17 protein-coding genes and 2 tRNA genes are annotated in these 25,001 nt (G+C 36.3%); 9 read left to right on the top strand and 10 right to left on the bottom strand.

What is annotated here, in order from left to right; translation table 11 throughout:
* Window positions 1-307 precede the first annotated feature (307 nt).
* The 7 genes from EHC72_RS20625 to EHC72_RS20595 all read left to right on the top strand — a co-directional run bounded on the left by EHC72_RS20625 (window position 308) and on the right by EHC72_RS20595 (window position 9,522).
* Window positions 308-739, top strand: a complete 432-nt coding sequence (locus tag EHC72_RS20625; protein ID WP_131539611.1) for a DUF2147 domain-containing protein — start codon at window positions 308-310, stop codon at window positions 737-739.
* 9 nt (window positions 740-748) lie between these two features.
* Window positions 749-1,771, top strand: coding sequence for a WD40/YVTN/BNR-like repeat-containing protein (locus EHC72_RS20620; RefSeq protein WP_165585902.1), 1,023 nt, complete (start codon window positions 749-751; stop codon window positions 1,769-1,771).
* Between the two features lie 147 nt (window positions 1,772-1,918).
* On the top strand, window positions 1,919-2,509 hold the full coding sequence (locus EHC72_RS20615) for a 2OG-Fe(II) oxygenase (protein WP_131539610.1): 591 nt from the start codon (window positions 1,919-1,921) through the stop codon (window positions 2,507-2,509).
* 2,255 nt (window positions 2,510-4,764) lie between these two features.
* Window positions 4,765-5,847: a hypothetical protein gene (locus EHC72_RS20610; protein ID WP_233167003.1), complete on the top strand. Its 1,083-nt coding sequence runs from the start codon at window positions 4,765-4,767 to the stop codon at window positions 5,845-5,847.
* A gap of 367 nt (window positions 5,848-6,214) precedes the next feature.
* A complete protein-coding gene (locus EHC72_RS20605; protein ID WP_233167002.1) occupies window positions 6,215-6,817 on the top strand; it encodes an RNA polymerase sigma-70 factor in 603 nt (200 codons plus the stop codon).
* A 6-nt stretch (window positions 6,818-6,823) separates the two neighbouring features.
* On the top strand, window positions 6,824-7,783 hold the full coding sequence (locus EHC72_RS20600) for a FecR family protein (protein ID WP_131539609.1): 960 nt from the start codon (window positions 6,824-6,826) through the stop codon (window positions 7,781-7,783).
* Entirely contained in the window at window positions 7,783-9,522 is a 1,740-nt protein-coding gene (locus EHC72_RS20595) for an STN domain-containing protein (protein ID WP_131539608.1), read from the top strand. The genes EHC72_RS20600 and EHC72_RS20595 overlap by 1 nt, the downstream gene beginning before the upstream one ends.
* A 560-nt stretch (window positions 9,523-10,082) precedes the next feature.
* Here EHC72_RS20595 and EHC72_RS20590 read toward each other — a convergent pair.
* The 4 genes from EHC72_RS20590 to EHC72_RS20575 are packed head-to-tail and all read right to left on the bottom strand — an operon-like array spanning window position 10,083 to window position 16,852.
* On the bottom strand, window positions 10,083-11,021 hold the full coding sequence (locus tag EHC72_RS20590; RefSeq protein WP_131539607.1) for a helix-turn-helix domain-containing protein: 939 nt from the start codon (window positions 11,019-11,021) through the stop codon (window positions 10,083-10,085).
* A gap of 27 nt (window positions 11,022-11,048) precedes the next feature.
* Window positions 11,049-12,149, bottom strand: coding sequence for an efflux RND transporter periplasmic adaptor subunit (locus EHC72_RS20585; RefSeq protein WP_131539606.1), 1,101 nt, complete (start codon window positions 12,147-12,149; stop codon window positions 11,049-11,051).
* A 13-nt stretch (window positions 12,150-12,162) separates the two neighbouring features.
* Window positions 12,163-15,444 carry an efflux RND transporter permease subunit gene (locus tag EHC72_RS20580; RefSeq protein WP_131539605.1) on the bottom strand — a complete coding sequence of 1,094 codons (3,282 nt, stop codon included), beginning with the start codon at window positions 15,442-15,444 and terminating at the stop codon, window positions 12,163-12,165.
* A 16-nt stretch (window positions 15,445-15,460) separates the two neighbouring features.
* Window positions 15,461-16,852: a TolC family protein gene (locus EHC72_RS20575; RefSeq protein ID WP_131539604.1), complete on the bottom strand. Its 1,392-nt coding sequence runs from the start codon at window positions 16,850-16,852 to the stop codon at window positions 15,461-15,463.
* A 280-nt stretch (window positions 16,853-17,132) separates the two neighbouring features.
* Between EHC72_RS20575 and EHC72_RS20570 the strand changes: the two genes are divergently transcribed.
* Window positions 17,133-19,151, top strand: a complete 2,019-nt coding sequence (locus EHC72_RS20570; protein WP_131539603.1) for a M3 family metallopeptidase — start codon at window positions 17,133-17,135, stop codon at window positions 19,149-19,151.
* A 71-nt stretch (window positions 19,152-19,222) separates the two neighbouring features.
* Here the strand turns inward: EHC72_RS20570 and EHC72_RS20565 are convergent, their stop codons facing one another.
* The 5 genes from EHC72_RS20565 to EHC72_RS20545 all read right to left on the bottom strand — a co-directional run bounded on the left by EHC72_RS20565 (window position 19,223) and on the right by EHC72_RS20545 (window position 22,393).
* Window positions 19,223-19,543 carry a hypothetical protein gene (locus tag EHC72_RS20565; RefSeq protein WP_131539602.1) on the bottom strand — a complete coding sequence of 107 codons (321 nt, stop codon included), beginning with the start codon at window positions 19,541-19,543 and terminating at the stop codon, window positions 19,223-19,225.
* A 151-nt stretch (window positions 19,544-19,694) separates the two neighbouring features.
* Window positions 19,695-19,779: transfer RNA gene (locus tag EHC72_RS20560), tRNA-Leu, on the bottom strand.
* Between the two features lie 66 nt (window positions 19,780-19,845).
* Window positions 19,846-19,918 (bottom strand) — tRNA-Gly (locus EHC72_RS20555).
* 189 nt (window positions 19,919-20,107) lie between these two features.
* Window positions 20,108-21,019, bottom strand: coding sequence for a patatin-like phospholipase family protein (locus EHC72_RS20550; protein ID WP_131539601.1), 912 nt, complete (start codon window positions 21,017-21,019; stop codon window positions 20,108-20,110).
* Between the two features lie 78 nt (window positions 21,020-21,097).
* Window positions 21,098-22,393, bottom strand: a complete 1,296-nt coding sequence (locus EHC72_RS20545; RefSeq protein ID WP_131539600.1) for an NRAMP family divalent metal transporter — start codon at window positions 22,391-22,393, stop codon at window positions 21,098-21,100.
* Window positions 22,394-22,644: 251 nt separating this feature from the next.
* Here EHC72_RS20545 and EHC72_RS20540 point away from each other — a divergent pair, with 251 nt between their 5' ends.
* Window positions 22,645-23,802: a transglutaminase domain-containing protein gene (locus EHC72_RS20540; RefSeq protein ID WP_131539599.1), complete on the top strand. Its 1,158-nt coding sequence runs from the start codon at window positions 22,645-22,647 to the stop codon at window positions 23,800-23,802.
* Between the two features lie 286 nt (window positions 23,803-24,088).
* Here EHC72_RS20540 and EHC72_RS20535 read toward each other — a convergent pair whose 3' ends face one another.
* Window positions 24,089-24,796, bottom strand: coding sequence for a DUF4262 domain-containing protein (locus EHC72_RS20535; protein ID WP_131539598.1), 708 nt, complete (start codon window positions 24,794-24,796; stop codon window positions 24,089-24,091).
* Window positions 24,797-25,001 lie beyond the last annotated feature (205 nt).

Below are 25,001 nucleotides of genomic sequence, written 5' to 3'. Positions count from 1 at the left end.
ACTAAAAAGCAGAGGTCTGTTACAGGTTTTAGATCTTAAATCTGGATATGAACATAGTTCACCTCTGCTTTTAAGGTTTTCTTTATCAAATTTAAATCTTTGATAATCTTTCTCAAACCTAAGGGATCTGAGCGGATGCTGGTTTTTCATCGGCAGCAGCGGGAGCAGGACTACGTAAGCTAAGCATTACCGTATGTTCATTTCCAAATATTATTAAACTGTTTATAACTGCTCTACTAAAACTTTAATTATTTTTTTACGTTACTGTTCTAATCGCTATATTTAAAAATACTAAATAGATTCAGTTATGAGAAAAATCCCGTTTTTAATGCTTCTTTTTGTTGCATTTGCCTTTAATACCATGGCACAAAATAAAGATGCTATCGTTGGTAAATGGCTAAATCCATCAGGAGAAGGACAAATAGAAATTTACAAAAAAGGCGATAAGTATTTTGGTAAACTTGCCTGGATAAAAGAACCAAATTTAAATGGAAAGCCAAAAGTTGATGCTAAAAACCCCGAAACAAGCTTACAAAGCCGTCCTTTATTAGGATTGGAAATTTTAAAAAACTTTGTTTATGATGATGGTAAGTGGACCGATGGAACAATTTATGATCCTAAAAGTGGGAAAACATATAGTTGCAACATGACTTTAAAAAGTGCTGATGTTTTAAACGTTAGAGGTTATGTAGGCATTTCTCTTTTAGGCCGCTCGGAAACATTTAGAAGAGTAAAATAAATTTTTAAAATGAAGAAATTATTATGGTGCCTAATTATGGCACCTTTTTTTTGCGCTGCGCAAACGTATAACTTAAAGCCTTTAACCGAAAATACTAAAACAAGTATTAGAGGTTTGAGTGTAGTTTCAAACCAAATTATTTGGGTAAGTGGCAGTAATGGAACCATCGGCAAAACCATAAACGGAGGGGCAAGTTGGGAATGGATAAAACCGAAAGGTTATGAAAAATTAGATTTTAGAGATATTGAGGCATTTGATAATAACCAAGCCGTTGTTGTAAACGCTGGTGCCCCTGCTTATATTTTGAAAACTATTGATGGGGGGAAAACCTGGCTTGAAACATATAAAAATGTAGATACAGCAATATTTTTAGATGGATTGGGCTTTTGGGATAAAAATAAAGCCCTAATTTTTGGCGATCCCATTAAGAATAAAATGCAGTTGCTTAAAACAACCGATGCCGGTAAAAATTGGATAGATGTATCGGCAAATTTAAAGCAAACATTAACAGATGGTGAAGCCGGTTTCGCTGCAAGCGGTACAACTATAAAAACTTTACCCGGTGGTAAAACTTGGATAGCAACAGGTGGCAAAGTATCTAATATTTACTTCTCCGGAGATTATGGTAACAATTGGTCGGTTTTTAAATGCCCTATTTGGCAAGGAGAAAACAGTACTGGTCCTTTTTCCATTGATTTTTATGATGCTAAAAATGGAATTGCCGTTGGTGGAAATTATGTTAAAGACAAAGAAAATACCAATAATGTGGTGCTTACAACTGATGGAGGTAAAACCTGGACTAACCCAATAACCCCAGTTTTGGGCTACAGAAGTGGTGTGGCTTACATCAATGCAAAAACTTTAGTAGCAACAGGGACTTCAGGAACGGATATATCAACCGATGGCGGACAAAACTGGAAACATGTATCAGATATTAGTTTTAATTCAGTTCAAAAAGCTAAAAAAGGTAATGCAGTTATTTTAGCAGGTAATAAAGGTTTCATTTATCAGCTGGAAATAAAAGAGAATTAATTGTTGGATTATTGAGTAGGAAAAAGCTTTTGAAAGTATTTTATTAATTGAAATCTCAAAGCTGGATTTTGAAAAGGAATTTTAATCATTTAATTAACCTACCTTTCAAGCGGTTATCGCGTAAGCTTAAAAATAACCAAATGCTCATTGGAAAAAACATTTGATACCCTGATTGATAGTTTTATCAAAGACGAAGTTGGTATCGCCGAAAATTTTTTAAGCCTTTCTCTCGCGGCCCATTTAAAACAAAATCTGATCAATTTATTTAAAGAAGAAAAGTTATTATCAGCTGGAATAGGCAATAATGCGGTTGTTACTCAAAATAAACTGGTTAGAAGCGATGTGATTTACTGGCTTGATAGAAAGCATAATGACCCACACGAAAATGATTTTTTCGATTTAATGGATCGCTTTGTCCTCCATTTAAACAACACCTGCTTTACCGGAATTACAGGTTATGAGTTTCATTACACTTTATATGAATCTGGCGCATTTTACAAAAAACATATCGATCAGTTTAAAAATAGCGGCAGCAGGCAGTTTTCTATGATTATGTACCTCAATTTAGATTGGAAAATTGAAGATGGTGGAGAGCTTTGCATTCATCATCTTAACAGTCTTCAAAATATTGCCCCTTTAAATGGTAAAAGTGTTTTCTTTAAAAGCGACCAGCTTGCGCATGAGGTTTTGGTTACCAACACCAAAAGAATGAGTATTACCGGATGGCTAAAAGTTTAGTTTAATAATTATCTCTTCGATATAATTATAGTTTATAATTCATTAAGGTTGCCTGCCTGCGTCAGGTAATGGTAATGAAATATTACAACTATGAACGTTAATTATCAAAACAGCTCAGCGCACCAACAAATCCAAACCACTGTTTTTTAGATAAGCTCTCCATCGGCATGGTCAATTATTCGGGGAGCACAATCCAAGCCCGTTCACTGCCTTAAACAGAAAAATTGCAAGCCGACAATTTTGCTTCTTTGGTTGCCCAAAGAAGAGAGGCCCCCGCGGCAGCGGAAAGCTTTGTCTTGCCAGACGGGCTTCGTACCTTTTTCTTAACAAAAAGGTACCCAAAAGTCAAGGCTGGCATCCTTTCTTGCAAAGCAACATTATAATTCCGACAGCAGTAATATGAGGCTTGGCCCAACACATAATCCTGCGCCCGCTGCATATTCCTTTGGTTATTGGTAAAAGGAAATTAAGTACAAGAATTATAATGAGCTATGCTGCGAAATGCTGCTATGCCTGGGCGTAATCGGGAACGATAGTAATTTTAATTAAAGTTAGTTTAGCGATCGCCTAACACTAACAACTCCAAACCACTGTTTTTTAGTTAAGCTCTCCATCGGCATGGTCAATTATTCTGGAGGCACAATCTAAGCCCGTTCACTACTTTAAACAGAAAAATTGCGAGCCGACAACTTTGCTTCTTTGGTTGCCCAAAGAAGATAAGCCCCCGCGGCAGCGGAAATACATTTGTCTTGCCAGACGGGCTTCGTACCTTTTTCTTAACAAAAAGGTACCCAAAAGTCAAGGCTGGCACCCTTTCTTGCATAGCAACATTATAATTCCGACAGCAGTAATATGAGGCTTAGCCCAACACATAATCCTGCGCCCGCTGCATATTCCTTTGGTTATTCGTAAAACGAATTAACTACAAGAATTATAATGAGCTACCCTGCGAAATGCTGCTATGCCTGGGCGTAATCGGGAACGATAGTGATTTTAATTAAAGTTAGTTTAGCGATCGCCTAACACACTCATAAGTTCAAACCACTGTTTTTTAGTTAAGCTCTCCATCGGCATGGTCAATTATTCGGGAAGCACTGCTTAAGCCCACCCACTGCCTTAAACAGAAAAATTGCGAGCCGACAACTTTGCTTCTTTGGTTGCCCAAAGAAGAGAAAGCCCCCGCGGCAGCGGAATAAAGCTTTGTCTTGCCAGACGGGCCTTGTACCTTTTTCTTAACAAAAAGGTACCCAAAAGTCAAGGCTTGCACCCTTTCTTGAATAGCAACATTATAATTCCGACAGCAGTAATATGAGGCTTAGCCCAACACATAATCCTGCGCCCGCTGCATATTCCTTTGGTTATTCGTAAAACGAATTAAGTACAAGAATTATAATGAGCTATGCTGCGAAATGCTGCTATGCATGGGCGTAATCGGATAATTCAGTAATATAATTTAAAGTTAGTTTAGCGATTGCCTATACTCCCAACAAATCCAAAGCACTGTTTTTCAGTTAAGCTCTCCATCGGCATGGTCAATTATTCGGGGAGCAAAATCTAATCCCACTCACTGCCTTACACAGAAAAATTGCGAGCCGACAACTTTGCTTCTTTGGTTGCCCAAAGAAGAGAAGCCCCCGCGGCAGCGGAAAAAGGTTTGTCTTGCCAGACGGGCTTTGTACCTTTTTCTTAACAAAAAGGTACCCAAAAGTCAAGGCTTGCACCCTTTCTTGCATAGCAGCATTATAATTCTTAAGGCAGTAATATGAGGCTTAGCCCAAAACACAATCCTGCGCCCGCTTCATATTCCTTTGGTTATTGGTAAAACGAAATTAAGTACAAGAATTATAATGAGCTATGCTGCGAAATGCTGCTATGCCTGGGCGTAATCGGGACGATAGTGATTTTAATTAAAGTTAGTTTAGCGATCGCCTAAACAGCTAACAAATCCAAACCATTGTTTCTTCGTTAAGCTCTCCATCGGCATGGTCAATTATTCGGGAGGCACTGCTTAATCCCACCCACTGCCTTAAACAGAAAAATTGCGAGCCGACAATTTTTGGTTCTTTTTGTTGTCAAAAAGAATAAAGCCCCCGCGGCAGCGGAAAACATTGTCTTGCCAGACGGATTTCGTAAATCTAAAGCAACTCAGGCTAAAAGTTTAAAACACTTATAATTTCTATTGGCTATAATTTATTTTTCTTTTCAACGTAGGGGTAAGTCTTAATCTCGTTGTCTCATTTTTAAAATAGATAGAAATGAACACAACTTTAACAACAATTAAATATGCACTTGCTAAGTTAAGTCAGCTTGGCAGTCCCTCTAAAATATTAAGCATAATTTTGATTTTGAGCACTGGTTTTAGTGCTTTCTCTCAGGATAAGAAAAGAGTAAATATCGGTTTTGCTTACCCAGTGAGTACAAATGGTACACATGCTGCAAAAGATACCAATATACTTTCTATAAATGCCCTTGTGGGTTTATCTGCGGCAGAGAAGGGCTTTACATTAGCCGGACTTTCAAATATCATTCGTAAAGATGCAAGCGGCGTAAGGCTAGCCGGGTTTTCAAACAATATTGGAGGTAAAGCAGATGGTGTACAATTTGCAGGTTTTATTAATACTTATGCAGGTGGTAAAGGGACTTCTGTTGCAGGTTTCGCTAACTTTTCTAAAGAAAATAGTGGTTCGCAAATTAGCGGCTTTGGCAACTGGACGGCAAAAAATGTTTCAGGGATACAGCTTAGTGGTTTTATTAACAAGGCTGGCGACGTGCAAGGAACGCAAATTGCAGGATTTATTAATGTTGCCAAAAAGGTAAAAGGGGTACAGTTATCAGGATTTATTAATATTGCCGACAGCAGCGATTACCCAATCGGCATTATCAATATTGTTAAAAATGGTGAGAAAAGCATTGCTTTAAGCACCAATCAAAACTTAACAACTATGGCTACTTTTAGGTCGGGGGGTAAAGTTTTGTACGGCATTATTGGAATAGGCTACAATTTCAAAAATAAAGATGAAGTATATGCTTTCGAAGCGGGCTTTGGTGCACACTTTTTTCAAACCGAAAAATTTAGATTAAACACAGAGCTTACAGCAACATCACTTCAAAACTTTAAACGAGGAGATTATTTTAAATCTACACTTCAGATTATGCCGTCCTACAGGATAGGACCTTATTTAGAAATATTTGCTGGCCCTTCAGTTAATTTTGTATCAACCAACACTGAAGAAGGTAAAACATTACAAAAACATTATTTTAAAACTTGGGATAGAAAAAATAATACCCTTAATGCCATGTTTTTAGGCTATACAGGTGGTGTTGCAATTAGTTTTTAGGTAGTTATTGAATTTTGAATGAGAGGATTTTGAATGAGAGAATGAGTGAATTTTGAATGATTTAATAAAAGAATAAGATGCATGACAGACCAGTCAAAATTCAACTATTATTATAAGCCATTTATTCATTCTCTCATTCAAAATTCAATTATTATTACAGGTCATTTATTCATTCAATAATTCTCTCATTCAAAATTCAATTATTATTACAGGTCATTTATTCATTCTCTCATTCATTCATTCAAAATTCAATTATTATTACAGGCCATTTATTCATTCTCTCATTCATTCATTCAAAATTCAATTATTATTACAGGTCATTTATTCATTCAATAATTCTCTCATTCAAAATTCAATTATTATATATTTGAATACAATTAAAGCCGTGGTATTAACAGCAGCAGTTTCCGGAAGTACGCATCAATATTATGATGATAAAGCATTTGAAGAACTCTTTAAAACGCATTATAAAGCCCTGCATGTTTATGCGCAGGTAATTTTAAAGGATGAAGATATAGCCGAAGAGATTGTGCAAGGCATGTTTTTAAAATTCTGGGAAAAACGAGATACACTCAAAATACAATCCATAAAAGCATACCTATACCGGTGCGTATATAATGAAAGTTTAAACTACATCCGGCAGGAAAAAACCAAAACTAAATATCAGGAATTTACCGTACACACCATGAATACAGAACATGAACCGGCATCGTTGAAAGTTGAATTTACAGAGCTGCAACAAAATTTAAGGCAGGCTTTAAACGACTTACCCGAACAGTGCAGAACGATATTTCAAATGAGCAGGTTTGATGAATTAAAGTACCGCGAAATTGCCGATCAGTTAGGTTTGTCTATAAAAACGGTCGAAAACCAAATGGGTAAAGCGTTGAAAATTTTGAGGTTTAAATTAGCCGATTTCATGGTTTTGATTGTTTTAGGGATATGGTATTATAAGGATTTTTTTAACTAGAAGAACATGATGGATGAGTTATTGATGAAATTTCTTCTAAAAGAATCTACTGAAGAAGAAAATATTAAGGTAAAAGAATGGCTAAATGCCGCTGATGCCAATAAAAAGCATTTTACCCAACTAGAAACCATTTGGCAACTGAGCAAAACACTACACAACGAAAGTAAAGTTGATGAAGATTTAGCATGGACGAAATTTAAAGCGAAAACTGAAACTTTAAAATCAAAAGAAGCCATTGTAAAACCTTTAAAACCAAAGTTTAGCTGGTTAAAAATTGCTGCAGTTTTAGTTATTGCTATCGGTGCATGGACGGTTTACAATCTCTCTCATTCTGGTAATTACACCATGCTAAGTACCACCAATGAGGTTGCTATGCAAAAATTGCCAGATGGATCAACACTAACGTTGAACCGACACTCTAAAATAAGCTATGCAGGTAACTTTAAAAATAACCGCGATTTAAAGATGGATAGTGGTGATGTGTTTTTTGATGTAGCGAAGGATAAAAGTCATCCGTTTACCATAAGCATAAAAGATGTTTCGGTTATGGTGGTTGGCACATCCTTTAATATTAAACACCTTAAGGGCGAAACTGAAATTGTAGTTGAAAGTGGAATTGTAAAGGTTGATTTTGGTCATCAAGAAATTAAGCTGTACAAAGGCGAAAGAGTTACAGTAAACAGTAAAACCTTAAATTTAGTAAAAGAGCAAAGTACCGATCAATTGTACCAATATTACCGTACCAATTTATTTGTAGCCGATAATATGTTGCTAAGCAAATTGATAAATACAATGAACGAAGCTTATGGCGTAAATATAACCTTGAATGAAAAGGCAAAAGATTTAAGAATTACAACGGTTATAAAGATGAAATCATTAGACGAAAATCTAAAAATTATCTGTAACACTTTGGGCTTAGGTTTATCACGTAATGGCGACAATATTCTGCTGTTTAATAAAGAATAATGAGGTTTAAACTGATTTTTTTATTGCTCTTTACTTGTGGTTTTTGTGTGGCGCAGAATCCTGTAACTTACCGTCAAAATTTATCAAAACTGGTATCACTCAACGTAAAAAAAGAGCGTGTAAGCAACGTTTTGCAGATGCTGAGTAAAGCAGGTAACTTTTATTTCTCGTATAACGGGGCATTATTTCAACAAGATAGCTTGGTTACACTTAGCGCTAAAAATATGCCTGTACGAGAGGTATTAGATAAAATTTTTGATGGAAAGGTAGATTATAAAGAGAGCGACGATTACATTATTCTCCGCTATGCGGTAAACCATTTAACCATCGAAGCTGAAAATATTTTGAGTAATGAGAGCCAGTACACCATTAGTGGTTTTGTTGTAGATACTAAAACAGGAAATAAAGTTAAGGAGGCCAGTGTTTACGAAAAAAGATTATTACAATCTGCCTTAACAGATAACGACGGTCATTTTATTTTGCGTTTTAGAGGCTTGCACAGCAGTGTTATTTTAACCGCAAGTAAGGAAACTTATAGAGATACTGCTTTGATTTTTTTAGCTGATGTAAATATTCGCCCAGGCGCATATAACGACCCGGATAAGGAAAAAGGTGCATTTTTTTCAAACACTTTTGGTGGGCGTGGCTTATGGCGGTTTTTACTGTCGTCAAAACAACGTATTCAGAATTTAAATATCCCTAGCTTTTTGGCTCAAACACCTTTCCAGGCATCATTTACACCAGGCTTAAGTTCTCATGGCAGCATGAGTTCTAGCGTAGTTAATAAGGTATCGTTAAACTTATTAGGCGGTTATACAGCCGGAACCGATGGGGTAGAGGTTGCTGGTGCATTCAACTTAAACAAAGGCGATATCAAGAAAATTCAAATTGCAGGATTGTTTAATATTGTTGGTGGCTCAGTAAAAGGTGTTCAATTTGCTGGAGTTTACAATGATGTTAACCTAAATATGGGCGGTTTACATGTTGCCGGAATTTTTAATCGCGTAAGGGGAAAAGTTCGAGGGATGCAAATTGGAGGTGTAGGCAATGTAGGGCTTAAAGATGTTAAGGGTGTACAATTAGCAGGTTTAGTTAATGCAAGTAAAAACACAAGTGGAGTTCAGTTTTCGGGCGCTGTTAATACCAATACCGAGCGCTTGAGGGGCGTGCAAATAGCAGGCTTGGTTAATTACGCTAAAAAAATGGATGGTTTCCAGTTTGGAGTAGTTAATCTTGCCGATTCATCATCAGGCGTAAGCATAGGTTTAATTAACCTTTCTCATAACGGATACCGCAAAATTAGTTTGTATACAAACGAAGTAACCAATACCAATATCTCTTTTAAAACGGGTAATGCAAACTTGTATAGTTTGTTTATTGCTGGGAAAAATTTTTCAGATACAGCACAAGTAATTAGCTTTGGTTTTGGTTTAGGGCACGATTTTGTTCTAAATAAACATTTTTCTATTGCTGTTGAAGGTACTATTCAATCCTTATATTTAGGTAATTCGGATTATGTAAACACGTTATACAGGTTTCAAACCAACTTTCAGGCAAACATTCATAAATACGTAGCATTATTTGCCGGTCCTGCGTATTCATATTACAAAAGTGATGCACCGATGGGTTCTTCGGGTAAAAATTATAAGCAAGAAATTGCACCAAATAAGCACCATAATTTCGGTAATGGGGGGCAAGGTTGGCTGGGTTTCAATGCAGGCATTACCTTTTCTTTATAACTAATAAAAACGCCAAGGGCAGTGTGTAATTCCGTGTTTCTGTGGCTGGTTATTATAATTTATGGAAAAGCAAAGGCGGTAACTTTTTTTAATGTCAGCCCCGTTTTACGCTATAGTCCCGATGAAAAATATCGGGAGCTGCCGCTTCACCCGGGTTTAGTTAGCACTTTCTTTTAGGTATTTTGAGCGTATTATGGAGATAATGCCTCTTACACAGGGAACATTGCCTCTTTCATAGGGAACATTGCATCTTGTACAGGGAACATTGCCTCTTCCACAGGGAACATTGCCTCTTGTACAGGGAACATTGCCTCTTTCATAGGGGACATTGCATCTTGTACAGGGAATATTGCCTCTTGTACAGGGAATATTGCCTCTCAAATAGGGAACATTGCCTCTTGTACAGGGAATATTGCCTCTTACATAGGGAACATTGCCTCTTACATAGGGAATATTAACTCTTTATTTATAGGTCGTTTTAATTTTAGTGGAGTAAAAAACAGCGAGCTTTTCTTCCGTGTAATGCTGTGATGCTTTGGCAATGATTGCAAACTCAAAATTTACTTTCTAAAAAACCGTGGTGTGCATTGCATTTGTTTCTTAAAAAAAATATTGAAGTTAGCCGGATATTCAAAGCCAAGGCAATACGCAATTTGAGCAATATTCCATTCCGTATGTTTTAATAAGGCAATGGCTTCGGTGGCAATTCGTTTTGATATATGCTCGGAAGTGGTTTTGCCTGTAACTTCTTTTACCGCATGGTTTAAATGATTTACATGTACAGAAAGTTTACACGCAAAATCATGTGCCGTTTTTAATTCTAAATTATGATCTGTAGAACCAATGGGGAATTGTCTTTCCAGCAGTTCTATAAATAAGGATGTTAACCGAACGGCAGCGGTACTAGGCTTAGAAGTATTGCCAGAAGGTAGAATTTTTAAAGCTTCGTGAACAACGAGTTGAACATAATTACGGAGTAAATCATATTTATGCACATATTCTCCATCCATTTCCTCCATCATTTTGCTAAAAAGAGTATTTAAGCACTTTTCTTGCTCATCATTAATATCTATAATTGGGTAATCATTGATGCGGTACAAAAGAGATTCCCTAAGACTTTCGTTGCGGTTATGAATAAAATTGTCGGTAAATAAGCAAAAATAGCCAGCCTGTTTTTCCGATGTACCTTCCCATGCATATGGTATATTTGGGTTGGTAAACAATAATGCACGGCCGTTTACCTCAATGCTTTTATCGGGATAATGCAAAATGCCCGAACCAATAATTAACGAAATTTTATAAAAATCCCTTCTGTTGTAAGGCGATGGAGTGAGCGAGCAATAAGTAGACCTTTTAAAAACATTAAAATGGCCCATATCGTTCACCATGTTTAAGCTGGGTATAACCATTTCAGGACGGTTAATTTTTAACCGGTTGTAAAAATCCTCTAAAGATTCACTTTTGCTTACGGCATACAGTTCCTGATGTTTGGTTAACATGGCTTTAGCTGTTAATGGTGTACAAAATTAAGATTTAATTGCCATTCCCTGGTGCATTTCTTCCGTAGGTTCTGTAACTAATTTATCGCCTTCGTTTAAATTGCCAAATATTTCAATTTTATCTTCAGCCTCTCTACCTTTTTTTACTGCAACTTTTTCAACTTTATTATCTACAATTTTTAGCACAAATAAACCCTCACTAGTATCTAACAATGATTTTTTAGGAACAATAAATGTACTTGCATTGGCAGGTAAAGGAATATTTATTTCTGTTACCATACCCGGTAATAAAGTCTTGGTTAAATTTGGAACATCCATTTCAACACGTTCAGAGCGTAAACGAAGATCTAATGCACCCGACATGCGCTTAACTTTTGCTTTAAAAGTTTGGTTTGGTAAAGATTTAACCGTAAAAGTTACCTCATCGCCATTTTTTAAATAACCAGTATAAATCTCAGGGATAGAAACTGCTAAGCGTAAATTACGTTGATCTTGTAAAGTAAACAACGGCAATTCTGAGCCCTTACCTGACGGACCAACATAGGCGCCTAAGTTTACATTTCTGGCAGATATAATACCGCTAAAAGGAGCCCTTATTTCCAGATAATTTTGGATAGTACCCACCTCTTTATACGATGCTTTTGCCGCTTCATATTGTGCTAAATCAGAGTTTTTCTTTGCCATCGCCTGGTCTAAATCATTGGTAGAAATGGTTCCAGGTGTTTTGCTGGTTTCGTACAAACGATTATAATTTGCCTTACTTGCTGTGTAAATGGCTTCTTGCGATTTTAATTTAGATTGCGCTGCTGCAAGTTGCGAAGCCATTTCTGGAGCCTCCAAAGTCATTAGCAACTGTCCTTGAGTTACGTTAGAACCAATATCAACTTTTAGCGATTTAACAAAACTGCTTACCTTAGCATACAAATCTACCTGCTGCAAGGCAATTAATTCGCCTGGTAGGTTTAACGTTGTAGAAAGTTTATCCTTTTTTAAATCGAAAGTAGCAACTGCAGCCTTTTTTTCTTTTGCAGGCTCAGCTTTAGTTTCAGCGCTGCCACAACCATACATGGCTGTTAATACAACTAAACCCGTACCCAATAATGTGGTAAAAAATATGTTTGTTTTCATTTGTAATGATCGTTTATTCGTTTTCTTCTAAACCTTTAATGTAATGTGTACTTTCTTTATCCTCAGGATCGAGAGAGATTGAATCCGTTGAAACTTTTCCTTGTACCCAAGCAAAAACCAATGGCAGGATAATTAGAACGGCAAATGTTGATGCAATTAACCCACCAATTACCGCTCTTCCTAATGGCGAAACTTGATCGCCACCTTCACCATGTCCTATCGCCATAGGCAACATACCCATAACCATGGCCACACTCGTCATTATAATTGGGCGCAACCTCAATGCCGCCGCTTCCCTAGCAGATTCCAATGCATTTCCATTGTGCTTCCTCAAGTGCTCTGCATTGGTAATTAACAACACCGCATTGGCAATTGAAACACCAACCGACATGATAATTCCCATGTATGATTGTAAGTTTAACGTAGAGCCGGTAATGGTTAGCAATAATAAAGATCCTAAAACAACCGCCGGTACTGTTGCTAAAATAACCAATGGTACTTTAAACGACTGGAAGTTTGCCGAAAGCATTAAAAATATTACAACAATAGCAACAAATAAGCCTGATTGTAAACTGCCTAGCGTTTCGGTTAAAACCTTGCTTAAACCAATTGGCGTAATAATTAAGCCCCTTGGTAGTTCTCCAACTTGTTTTATTGCTTTATTTACATCTTTTGTAGCTGTTCCTAAATCGGTGTGGTAAAGGTTTGCCGTTACTGATAAATAAGGTGTGGCACCAAGATTATCATTTTCTCCATAAGTGGTATCAGGCTGTATGGTAGCAACATCGCTTAATACAGGGCGTGCTGTGTTTCTAAGCAGCGGGATTTCGCCAATATCATCTTTGCTGTTCATTTGGTTTAAAGGTACCTGAACTTGCACATTATACGTTAAACCTATTTTTTCATCAAGCCATACGTTTTTATCTGTATAACGGGATGATGAGGTAGAAGCTACAAGCGATTTAGCAATATCGTTCATATCAACACCAAGCTGTGCCGCCCGTGTTCTATCAATGTTAATATTTAACGATGGATATTTAATTGGCTGTGCAATTTGTACATCACGCATGTATGGTATATCCTTAAGCTCGGCAAGAATTTTATTCGCATATTGCTCGTTTTGCTTTTTGTTTTTCCCAGCTATTCTTACCTCTACAGGGGTAGGAGAGCCTTGGCTTAATACTTTTTCAGTTAATTCTATAGGCTCAAAAGATAGTTTTACATCAGGCATTAACTCCTTAATTCTTGATCTAAACTTATCCTTAAATTCATCCATATCTACATGGTAATCCTTTAAGCTTACCTGAAAAACGGCTTCGTGTGGGCCACCCATAAATAAGTAAATTGGGTTTACAGAGAATAATGCAGGGTGTTGACCAACATAAACCGAAGAAATTGCCAAATGATCTGCACCAACCATATTTTTAAGTTCTGCAAGTACTTTATTTGCCTTTTCTTCTGTACGCTCTAAACGGGTTCCATCGGGTGCCCTTAAGCGGAGCTGAAACTGGCTGGAGTTTACTTTTGGTAAAACATCTCGCCCAATATTCATCAGTAATAAGGCGGCAGACCCAATAATCACAACCAGATAAAGTAACACAACAGGTTTACGGTAAGGTAAAATCCGATCGAGAAAACGCATAAAACGATTCCTGAATTTATCGAAGAAAGAAATCTTTCCATCGCCACTAAAATCTTCACGTTCTACCAATATTTTCTTCTGATTAAGCGTATCTCCCTCAGTTTCCATCGGGATTCCCGTTGCAGCAAAATCAGCCTCATCCTGTGTTATACCATGGTGTTTAGCTCCTTTCTTGGGGTGGGCAACCATTAACCAGTTAGCCATAATGGGCACAAAAGTTTGTGATAAGAAGAAAGAAACAATCATTGAAAAACCAATCGCTAGTGCCAGTGGTAAAAACAAAGCTCCTGGAATGCCCGTCATGGTAAATGCAGGGGCAAAAACGGCTAAAATACAGAACAAGATCAACAACTTAGGGAACGCAATTTCCTTACAAGCATCCCAAATCGCTAGAGCTTTGGGCTTACCCATGTCAAAATGTTGGTGAATATTTTCTATGGTAACAGTAGATTCATCCACCAAAATACCAATTGCTAGTGCCAAACCACTTAACGACATGATGTTGATGGTTTGCCCAAATAGCTTTAAAAATAATACGCCTGCAATGATAGAAGTTGGTATGGTTAAAATTACGATTAAGGCAGCACGCTTATCTCCCAAAAATAACAAAACCATTAATCCCGTTAAAATTGCACCAATCGCCCCTTCGCTAATTAAACTTTTTACAGCATTAATTACATAAACAGATTGATCGAACTCATAAGATAGCTTAACATCTTCTGGCAGCGTATTTTGAATTGTTGGAAGATTAGCTTTTAGGTTTTTAACTACATCCCAGGTAGAGGCATCGCCCGATTTAGCAATACTTAAATAAACCGAACGCTTACCATTAATTAAAGCATACCCAGCAGTTAAATCCGCCCCATCTTTAACGGTAGCTACATCGCGAAGCTGTAAATTTTGTACACTGCCCTTAAATAGTGGAATAGATTCAAAATCCTTGATTTTTTTAATGGTATAATTGGTTGGTGTAATGTAGTTTTTATCGCCAATTCTAACATTTCCCGAAGGAGCAGTTTGATTGTTTAATCGTATAGCCTCTACCACCTGGTCTACCGTAAGATTATGAGATCTTAAAAGGGTAGGATCAACATTAATTTCTATTGTACGCGGACTACCACCAAATGGAGCAGGAGCGAGTAAACCAGGAATCGCTGTAAAAGATGAACGTACGTATGTATTGGCCATATCCTGCAGCTCATTATTGGTTCTAATTGGGCTGCTTAACACCAACTGACCTATTGGAAGTGATGAAGCATCAAAGCGAATAATAAATGGCGGTTGAGAACCAGGCGGAAAAATTGCCTGCGCCCTGTTAGAAAGCGCACTCAGCTCTGATGCCGCCTGCGCCATATTTGTACCTTCGTAATAGGTTAATTTCATCAGCATTAAACCCTGCGTGTTTTTGGTTTCAATGCTTTTTATGCCATTGGCGAACAATAAAATATTTATGTATTGCTTGCCAAAATAAGCCTCCATTTGGCTAGGCGTATAACCACCAAATGGATGCGCAATGTAAATAACAGGCAAATTCATTTGGGGTAAAATATCAACCTTAATTTGGTTGATGGCCCCAATTCCAAAAAAGAATAATCCTGCAACTAAAACTAGTATGGAAATGGGTTTACGAAGTGCGAAACGTATTAAGTTCATTTATAAAATAGCCTGATTAAAATTCATTGATAAATAATTCGTAATTGCCTAAAGCGGCAGACTTTAGCAATAAAGCCTGCCAAACATTGGTGTAAGCAATATCACGGTCGGTTTCTGCTCGGTTTAAAGTAAAAAGTGCCTGCGTAAGATCAACCAGCGTAGTTAATCCGTTTTTATATAAAGTGCTTTTCTGTAAGTATGCATCAGATGCAGCTTTTACCTGAATGGGCGCTTCATTATAATTGCTTAACGCATTTTTTAACTTAGCATCCGCAAGTGCAAGCTGAGCCTTTAATTGCTGGTCTGCCAGCTCATATTCGTCTTTAAGCCCCTCGGTAATATAATGTTGTGCTTTAACCTGTGGTGCATTTTTTAAAAGGCTAGCCAAGTTCCAACTCATTCCTATTCCAATCAAATAGTTGCCTCTAACGGGATTAATTCCATCTGCATAATTGCTGGTATAAGCATTTTGATTTAACCCATAATCTGATTTAAAACCCGACCCACGCCCTTGAATCACGCCAAATAAAGAAAAACTCGGATAGTATAATCGGCGATAATAATTTTGTTGCTCTTTACTCACATCAATCCTATTTTGGTAATATTTTAAAATTGGATGATTACTTTTAATGGTTGTATCATTAAGCATATCCAAAGGGATTCTACTAATTGAAGTTGTATCCAATGTATAGTCTATAGCGGTTAAACCCATTAAAACACCTAGCCGATTGGCTTGCTCTTGTTCTAAATCCTGAGATTTGGTTAATGCAATTTTAGCACTTGAAACTTCAGCCTTTGCAAAAGATGAATCTACGCCAGCTATTAATCCATTTTTTGCCCTAATTACGGCTGTATTTTTAAAGGTAATTGCCCTTTCTAAATTCTTCTGTTGCGATTTAGTTAATCGCTGTGCTGCCAAAAGATTAAGGTACGCTGCGGACACTCTAATTTCCTGCTGAAATTTTTCCTGCTCTAAATCGTTTTGATCTCTTTTGTATGCCGCATCAGCAACCTTTATTTTCTGGTTTACTTTTCCAAATGTGAAAAAATCCCAATTTATATTTGCTAAATAAAGTGCTCCGAAAGCTGCATTCCAGTTTTGCTTATCTAATGAAGGGCCAGATGAGGCAGTTCCAAAACCACCAAAACCATACGAAGGTCCGTTTTGACCGTTTATAGTTCCGTAATCTTGTTGGGCACTTAAATTTAAATTTGGTAAATACTCTCTTTTTGCCTGTTGAATATTTGCTTTTGATGCATTTGCATAATTATTTTTAGCTTTAATGGTGCCGTAATTATTTAATGCAGTATTAACGGCATCTTTTAGAGTTAATTTTTGAGCATTTGCGGCTAATGCATTAAAAAAAAGTAATCCAAGCGTTGAATAAAGTAAAGATGTTCGGAACATAGTGTGAAAATTACACGGCAAATTTATTATAACAAGGTAGAAGCAAAGTATTCAGTTCAAATCAATAATTATGAAAATCAAATAATGCAGAAATGTTACGTTAGGATGATTTTAGGATGATAATTGTGCTAAATATTAATTATTTGTCATAATTACCTACATTTATTCTATGCCAAACTATTAATTCATGAAATCATCATCTTCGAGCCGTATTAAAACCAACGAAAATGGCTATAAATAGATGTTATTATTTTAAAAGTATTAAAATCAATCAGCAACAATGAAAAAGAAACCCTATATGCCCATGTTAGCTTTGCTAGCAATAATGAGCGCTTGTAATAGTAAAAACGGAAGCGAAAGTGCGCAATCATTTTCAACCTCCAATCCATTTTATGCAGAAAGTAAGCTGCCCTTCCATGCGCCTGCATTCGATAAAATTAAAAATGCAGATTTTAAACCTGCATTAGAAGAAGGAATGAAGCAACAAATGGAAGAAATTAATAAAATTGCAGATAACACCGAAGCACCAACATTTGAAAATACAATTGTTGAAATTGAAAAAAGCGGTCAGCTTTTAAGCCGTGTAAATATGGTGTTTACATTGCTAACGGGCGCAAATACAAATCCCGAATTACAGAAATTAAAGGAAGAAGAAGCGCCCAAGTTAACGGCTAATAGTGATGCAATTTATTTAAATACAAAACTGTTTAAAAGAGTTGAAGCAATTTATCAAAAACGTGCTGACCTTAAGTTAGATGCAGAAGCAGAACGATTACTTGAATATTACTATCAAAAATTTGAATTAGCAGGTGCAAAATTATCTGATGCCGACAAAGAGAAACTAAAAGAGTTAAATAAAGAAGAAGCATCCTTAAGCGCAAAGTTTACCGCTCAATTACAGGCGGCAGGCAAAGGTTTAAGAAATACAACACAACAACCCGAATTACAAACGATGGGCGATCGAGTGGCTCGTCAAAAACTTTTCGAATCTTCATGGAACCGTGCAGAGAAAGGTGATGCAAATGATACCCGTAAAGTTATTTCAAGAATTGCCCAAATACGAGCTTCACAAGCCCAGCTTTTAGGTTTTAAAAATTATGCAGCATGGAAACTTCAAAATCAAATGGCTAAAACACCAGAAGCTGTTGAAGCCTTTTTTAGCAAAATTGTACCTGCTGCAACGGCAAAAGCCAAAGGTGAAGCAGCAGATATTCAAGCTGTAATCGATCAGCAAAAGGGTGGGTTTAAAGTTGAACCTTGGGATTGGAACTTTTATGCAGAGCAAGTACGTAAGGCAAAGTATAATTTAGATGAAAATGAAGTAAAACCTTATTTCGAATTGAATAAAGTGTTAACCAATGGTGTGTTTTATGCCGCAAATCAGCTTTATGGATTAACATTTAAAGAGCGTAAGGATTTACCTGTTTACCAAGAAGATGTTAGAGTATTTGATGTTTTTGATAAAGATGGCAGTCAGATTGGATTATTTTATTGCGATTACTTTAAAAGAGATAATAAAGATGGCGGTGCCTGGATGGATAATTTAGTAACACAATCTAAATTATTTGGAACGAAACCCGTAATTTATAACGTTTGCAATTTTGATAAACCTGAAAAGGGCCAGCCAGCATTAATTAGCTTTGATGATGTTACGACCATGTTTCATGAGTTTGGCCACGGCTTACATGGCCTTTTTGCCAATCAGAAATTTCCCAGTTTATCCGGCACTAACGTAGCAAGGGATTATGTAGAATTTCCATCTCAGTTTAATGAGCATTGGGCATCTGACCCTAAAGTGTTGAAGAACTACGCTGTACATTACCAAACAGGCGCAGTAATGCCGCAAACGCTTTTGGATAAAATTAAGAAAGCAAGTTCTTTTAATGAAGGATATGCTTTTACAGAGGCTTTGGCTGCTTCAGAATTAGATTTGCAATGGCATACGCTACCACCCAATGCACCTTTGCAAGATGTGGATAAATTTGAAGCTGATGCATTAAAGAAAACACATTTAGATTTATCTTATGTGCCGCCACGTTACCGATCTAGCTATTTTCTGCACATTTGGAGCAACGGTTATGCCGCAGGTTATTATGCTTACAGCTGGACATCAATGTTGGAGAATGATGCTTACTCTTGGTTTGAAGAAAACGGTGGTTTGAACAGAGCAAATGGACAGCGTTTCCGTGATTTGATTTTATCAAAGGGAAATACGGAAGATTTAGGCAAAATGTTTTATAATTTCCGTGGTCATACACCTGATATTAAGCCAATGCTTAAAAAACGTGGATTGTTGTAACTATCATCCTTATTTAACAGAAAAGCCATTCATTTTATTTATGAATGGCTTTTTATTTTGGTAGTATAATCTTATTGAGAATCTTTTGTTACCTGAATGGTTTTTTCTAAAGCAACCTGTACTAAACTTTTGTATTGAAGAAAGTTTTGTTGACGTAATTCATCTGTTTCACTTTCTTTTAATAGTTTTCTGCCTTTTTTAATGTCTTGTAATTCATTTTCGTAAAGTGAACCAAATAAATCGGGCACTTTATTTTTTAATATTCTAACGGAGTGAGAATATTTTTCATAACTATCATTTAAAATGGCTAAACTTTTTTCATTGTAAAGTTCTAAACCACTAATATTTTCGGATAACTTTTCCAGTTTCCCTCTTTCTTTTGCGTAACCCATAATTTCGGTGAAGATACCTTTTATTTCTAAGGATAGATACTTGTAGAGTGAAAACTAAATTTATAAATCCTGTTTAATTGCAATATAGTAGGATGGAGGGCATAAAAAAAGCCTTGATTTTTATCAAGGCTTTTAGTTCGATTTTTGTAAGTACTCGGGGCGGGAATCGAACCCGCACGCATTTTAGGTGCACAGGATTTTAAGTCCTGCGTGTCTACCAGTTCCACCACCCGAGCAGGCTTTGTTCCGATTTTATTCGGAAGGTGACCAATTAAAAGCTTTCAATTAAGAAAAACTTTTAGAGCGAAAGACGAGATTCGAACTCGCGACCCCGACCTTGGCAAGGTCGTGCTCTACCAACTGAGCTACTTTCGCAGGTGCTTTAAATGAATAAAGCTTGTTTCCTTTGGGGTTGCAAATATAGAAATATAAATTACAGATTCAAAAATAAAATAAAAAATATTTAATAAAACAGCTGGCTTTTATTCATACTGTCTAATTTATAGGGACTTAAATTTCAAATAAAAATTAAACGTTAATTAAATTACTTGCACTGCGATATACTTAGGCTGGTTTTACTTCAAGAAAATGGGTTTTACATTCTTTTTGTTGAAAAAGTTCATAGCCTTCCTGCCACCAAGTAGCCATTTCTTGTTTATTGAAAATAAATGAATGAGTGGTAAGGAGTCGATTTGCGAAGTAAAAGCTAATTTTAACATTTTTACTGGCGGTTTCCAGTTTAGAGATAATCAGATCGTCATTAGCAATTTGATTAAGCATAAAATCGCTGGTGCGGGCAAAAACTTCAATGGCATTTTGTAGCGGTGGATTGTTGTATTCTGCCTTCTCTTGTCGTAAAACAATGGTATCAATTTCTGTGGCGCCCTTAATTATGGCTTCTTGTACCGGGATTAGATTCCCAAAACCACCGTCGGCATAATCAAAGCCATCTTTTTGGTATAAACTCATTAAAGGAGCCAAATTACAGGATGCCCACATCCAATCGCAAAAATCTTCGTAACCGTAATCATTTGATGATTTATACTCTATAACTTGAGTAGTGAGGTTGGCAACGGTTACAACGACTTCTTTTTTTAAAATTTTAATTTGCTCAAAGTCTTTTTTAGTAAAATTATCATGAATTAGCTTTCTTAAATTACTGCTATCTCCAAGGGTTTTTTGCCGTCTAAAAAACTGCATTATTATTCCAAAATGGTTCATGCGCAATTTTAGCTTTCCATTTTTATATTTCACAACAAAAGGGCAAACGGTAAATATATCCGATTGGGCAATAGTTGTGTATAGCTTTTTTATGCGTTCAATATCACCAATGGCTAAAAATGGAATGAGGAGGCTTCCGGTTGAAGTGCCTACAAAAAGATCATAACTTTTATGATTGTAATTGATGAGGTATTCTGCTACTCCGCCAGCAAAAGCGCCTTTGCTTCCACCACCTGAAATGACCAGTGCTTTCATGATTTTTTGTTACAAGATTCTAGTCAAATATATATTATAAATTTATTTACACGACTAACAATTGCTTTGTCACTGATTTTATATTGTAAAAAATAAAGCCACGGCCGCTGCACCCATAACAACAAATGTTGCCCATAATAAACTTTTAGAAAGCCATCCGCTTTTAAATTCACCCATAATTTTTTCGCTGGCAGATATTCTTACAATAAGAAATAATAATGGTACTGCCGCTACACCATTTAATACGGCGGTGTAAACGAGTGCTTTAACCGGATCGATTCCTAAAAAGTTAATGGTAAGGCCTATAAGAGTAGAAATAATAATAACGGTATAAAAACCGTGTGCTTTTTTAAATTTAAGGTTAAAGCTGGCATCCCAATCAAAAGCTTCAGCAACGGCATAGGCTGCAGAAGCAGATAATACAGGAACTGCTAAAAGACCTAATCCAATAACGCCGACGGAGAATATTACTTTAGCTAAAAGGCCAGAATCAGGGAAGGAGTGTACTAATGGTTCTAGTGCTTTTGCGGCATCTGCAGCGCTTTTAACATCTGTAACGCCACTATTATGCAAAACGGTGGCACCAACGAGCAGAATACACCAGGTGGTAAACTCCGAAATAATCATTCCAATATTATTGTCTTTTCGCATTGCTCTAATGTGGGGCCAGCCAATTCTAGGTTTCCCATTGCGAACCAAACCTTTAATTTTTTCTTCTTCTACCTCTTGAGATGCTTGCCAAAAAAACATGTAAGGCGTAATTGTTGTTCCAAATACACCTGTTATAATAAATAGAAAGCTAAATGAAAATTCGAAATGTGGAATAACGGTAGCCCGTAAAACGGTTTGCCAGGGTTGATCGATAATAAATGCGGTAATTGGATAGGCGAGTAGGGCAAGGGCGAGCCATTTTAATATACGTGAATAGATTTTATAACTGGTAAATATTTCCAGTAACAATATTCCGACAGCAAAAAGAAGCGTAAGCACTACAAAGTGTACAGGAACTAAAAGTTGTGCTGCTGCTGCCATAGCGCCAATATCTGCACCAATATTTATGGTGTTTGCTACTACAACAATACCTACAACAGCATAAAGTATTTTACGGTTATAATGTTCTTTTACTACAGCGGCTATACCTTTACCAGTAACCAAGCCAATTCTGGCGCAAGCTTCTTGTACGGCTGTCATAAAAGGGAGCATATAAAGGGCCGTCCATAATTGTCCATAACCAAATTGAGCTCCTGTTTGAGAATAAGTGGCAATTCCAGAAGGATCGTCATCTGCTGCACCTGTGGTTAAACCCGGACCTAAAAGGCTTAAGAATTTTTTTATTTTTCTAAGACGAAATCTGGAGCTTCGTTTTACTACCATAGTTGAAGAAATGATTATAACCAATATAACATCAAAAAACGGATTACCAGTGTTTTATTTGCGCTAAAATGAATTTATTTCAGATCTGTAGATACAGATTATTAAATGGTGATACTAATGTTTCTCAAAGGTTTTCAGAGTTCGATATTATTTAGAAAATTTAATAAAAGAATTTTTTGATTTCTGCTTGCAACATTTTCTTTTCTTTTATCGTCTTCCTATCAAACAAAACTTAAAACATTATTATTGACATGAAAACTAAACTCTTTTTTATCCTCTTGTTCCTTTTTTCTGCAAGTAAGTCTTTCTCACAACAGAAACTTAGAATTATTAAAGCAAACTCGCTCAGCGTAGACATAAAGGATGATGATTATCCCGTGCGTAAAAATGCATGGTCCATAGTTCCTACAGAAAAATTAGATGTTTATGCCACTAGTGCTAAAAAGGTAACCTTTTACACCGATCAGGAATCTATTTCATTTAACGTAGACCCAAAAGTGGGGGAGTACAATTTTATTATCCTGGTAAATGGTAAGGATACTGCCAGAACGCAGATTAAATACGATGAAAAAGTGCCTAGTAGAAAGCCTGTTGTATATATTGATACTTTACGGAAAGGCAGTAAGTATAATGCTACTGATAAACGTGAAATTCCTGTGTTTACTTATCAATCAAAAGACGATGAAAATTTGGTTCGAATTAGAAAAGATTTGAAACTTGATTCTATCGCGGGTAAGGGTAATGAACTTTCGAAGGTTTTTAACCTTTTACATTGGGTGCATAACCTGATTAGACATGACGGAAGTAGTAATAACCCAACGTTAAAAAATGCTATTGACTTAATAAAGGTGTGTAGAGAAGAAAACCGTGGTGTTAATTGTAGAATGCTTGCCACGGTGCTTAACGAGTGTTACTTATCAATGGGAATTACCTCCAGATACATTACATGCATGCCAAAGGAAACTTATTTTGATGATTGCCATGTAATAAACATGGTTTATATAAAGGATTTAAAAAAATGGATATGGATTGATCCTACCTTTGATGCTTACGTGATGGATGAAAAAGGTGGTCTTTTAGGTATTGAAGAGGTAAGAGAACGTTTAATAAAGGGCTTACCACTTGTATTAAATGCTGATGCAAACTGGAATAGATCTGCTTTGCAAACAAAAGAATATTACCTACAAACATATATGGCAAAGAATCTTTACCGTTTGGAAGTTCCCGTTATCAGTCAATATGATTCTGAAACCTGGAAGAGTGGAAAAGAAATTGCTTATGTAGAATTATTACCGCTTGATGGTTTGGTACAGGGACCACATAAAAATGAAGCACGTAATGAGAAAACTGGTGTTAAGTTTATCAACTACAAAACGAATAATCCTGCTTTATTTTGGACAACCCCCTAATGCATATTTTATAAAAACAAAAGCGTCTATTACTGTAGTGTAAAGGACGCTTTTGTTTTTGGTGTAATTGAGTTGCTGAATCATCTCAGATTGCTAATATCCCGATAATGCTTTTAAAGTGTTAATAGAGGCGATATTAAAAAGCGATAAAATTCCTGACAAAACAAAAATAGGCATTACCAAGAAGTGTGAGATGCGCTGAAAGCTAACATCTCGAATAGCTGATTAGATTTATTGGCAGTTCGAACATCTCGAATAACTGAAACTCATATACAACATCAGAGGGTCACCAATTTTGCCAACTTGAATCTTTGCTATCTCGCCATAGCCCTTCACCAATAAGCAAACTTACTATAGGTTGTAGTGTATCATCAATTCCCAATATTGTTCCTAATGGAACTATCTTTATGTCTTCTTCCTTAACATCTGGCCCCGGTCCAGAAAACATTTCCCATACATGATCTTCCCACCTAGTGAGTTCGGTTATTGCTTTGCCTCTTAAAGCATAAATATCGGTTATTACATAAGAATTTTTAGGTGCCTCTATATTCCATTCTATATCTAACCATTTCCAAATAGGATCATTTAAAATTCTCACTTCCGACATACAAGGTGTATCAAGAGTCTTATTTACGTGAATAATTTGAAAAGCTACAATTTCATCTGTATCATAATAATCGTAGACACCTAGCATAAGTTTTTTACTCCAAGATGGATCTACATTCGCTAGATAGTAAATATCATTATCAGATAAAAAAAACTGAGAATCAATTGTAGATCCACGCTGTAACCATTGATTTACGTGCTTAAATATTAATTCATTCTCTTTTATTGAATTACCTCCACCTGCAATAATCAGTTCAAATCCAATCTTTTCAGTTAATCCTATAGAGTAAGAAAAATCAGGATTCTGTCCTCTGTTAACAAGCGTTATATGATAATCGTTTTCATCGATATTTGCTCTAATAATATTTAAAAACTCATCTTTCTCCATATTTATTTATTTAGCTTTCCCATGCAAATACGTGTGACATTCTTTACATACAGGGACAGTTCCCTTTACCCTTAATCAGTTGATTTGATACCACAATATTTCCTTTTCTTACAAAATCACTAGGTGAAATCTTCGAAGCCTTTATTTCGGCTCCCGCATATGCAAATGGAGCACTACTATGTTTTTACCTCTTTAGGCTTTATAC

It is taken from the genome of Pedobacter nototheniae (assembly GCF_004335085.1).
Lineage (GTDB): Bacteria > Bacteroidota > Bacteroidia > Sphingobacteriales > Sphingobacteriaceae > Pedobacter > Pedobacter nototheniae.
Note: the sequence above shows the minus strand (reverse complement) of the source record. Positions and strands in the feature narration are given on the sequence as shown.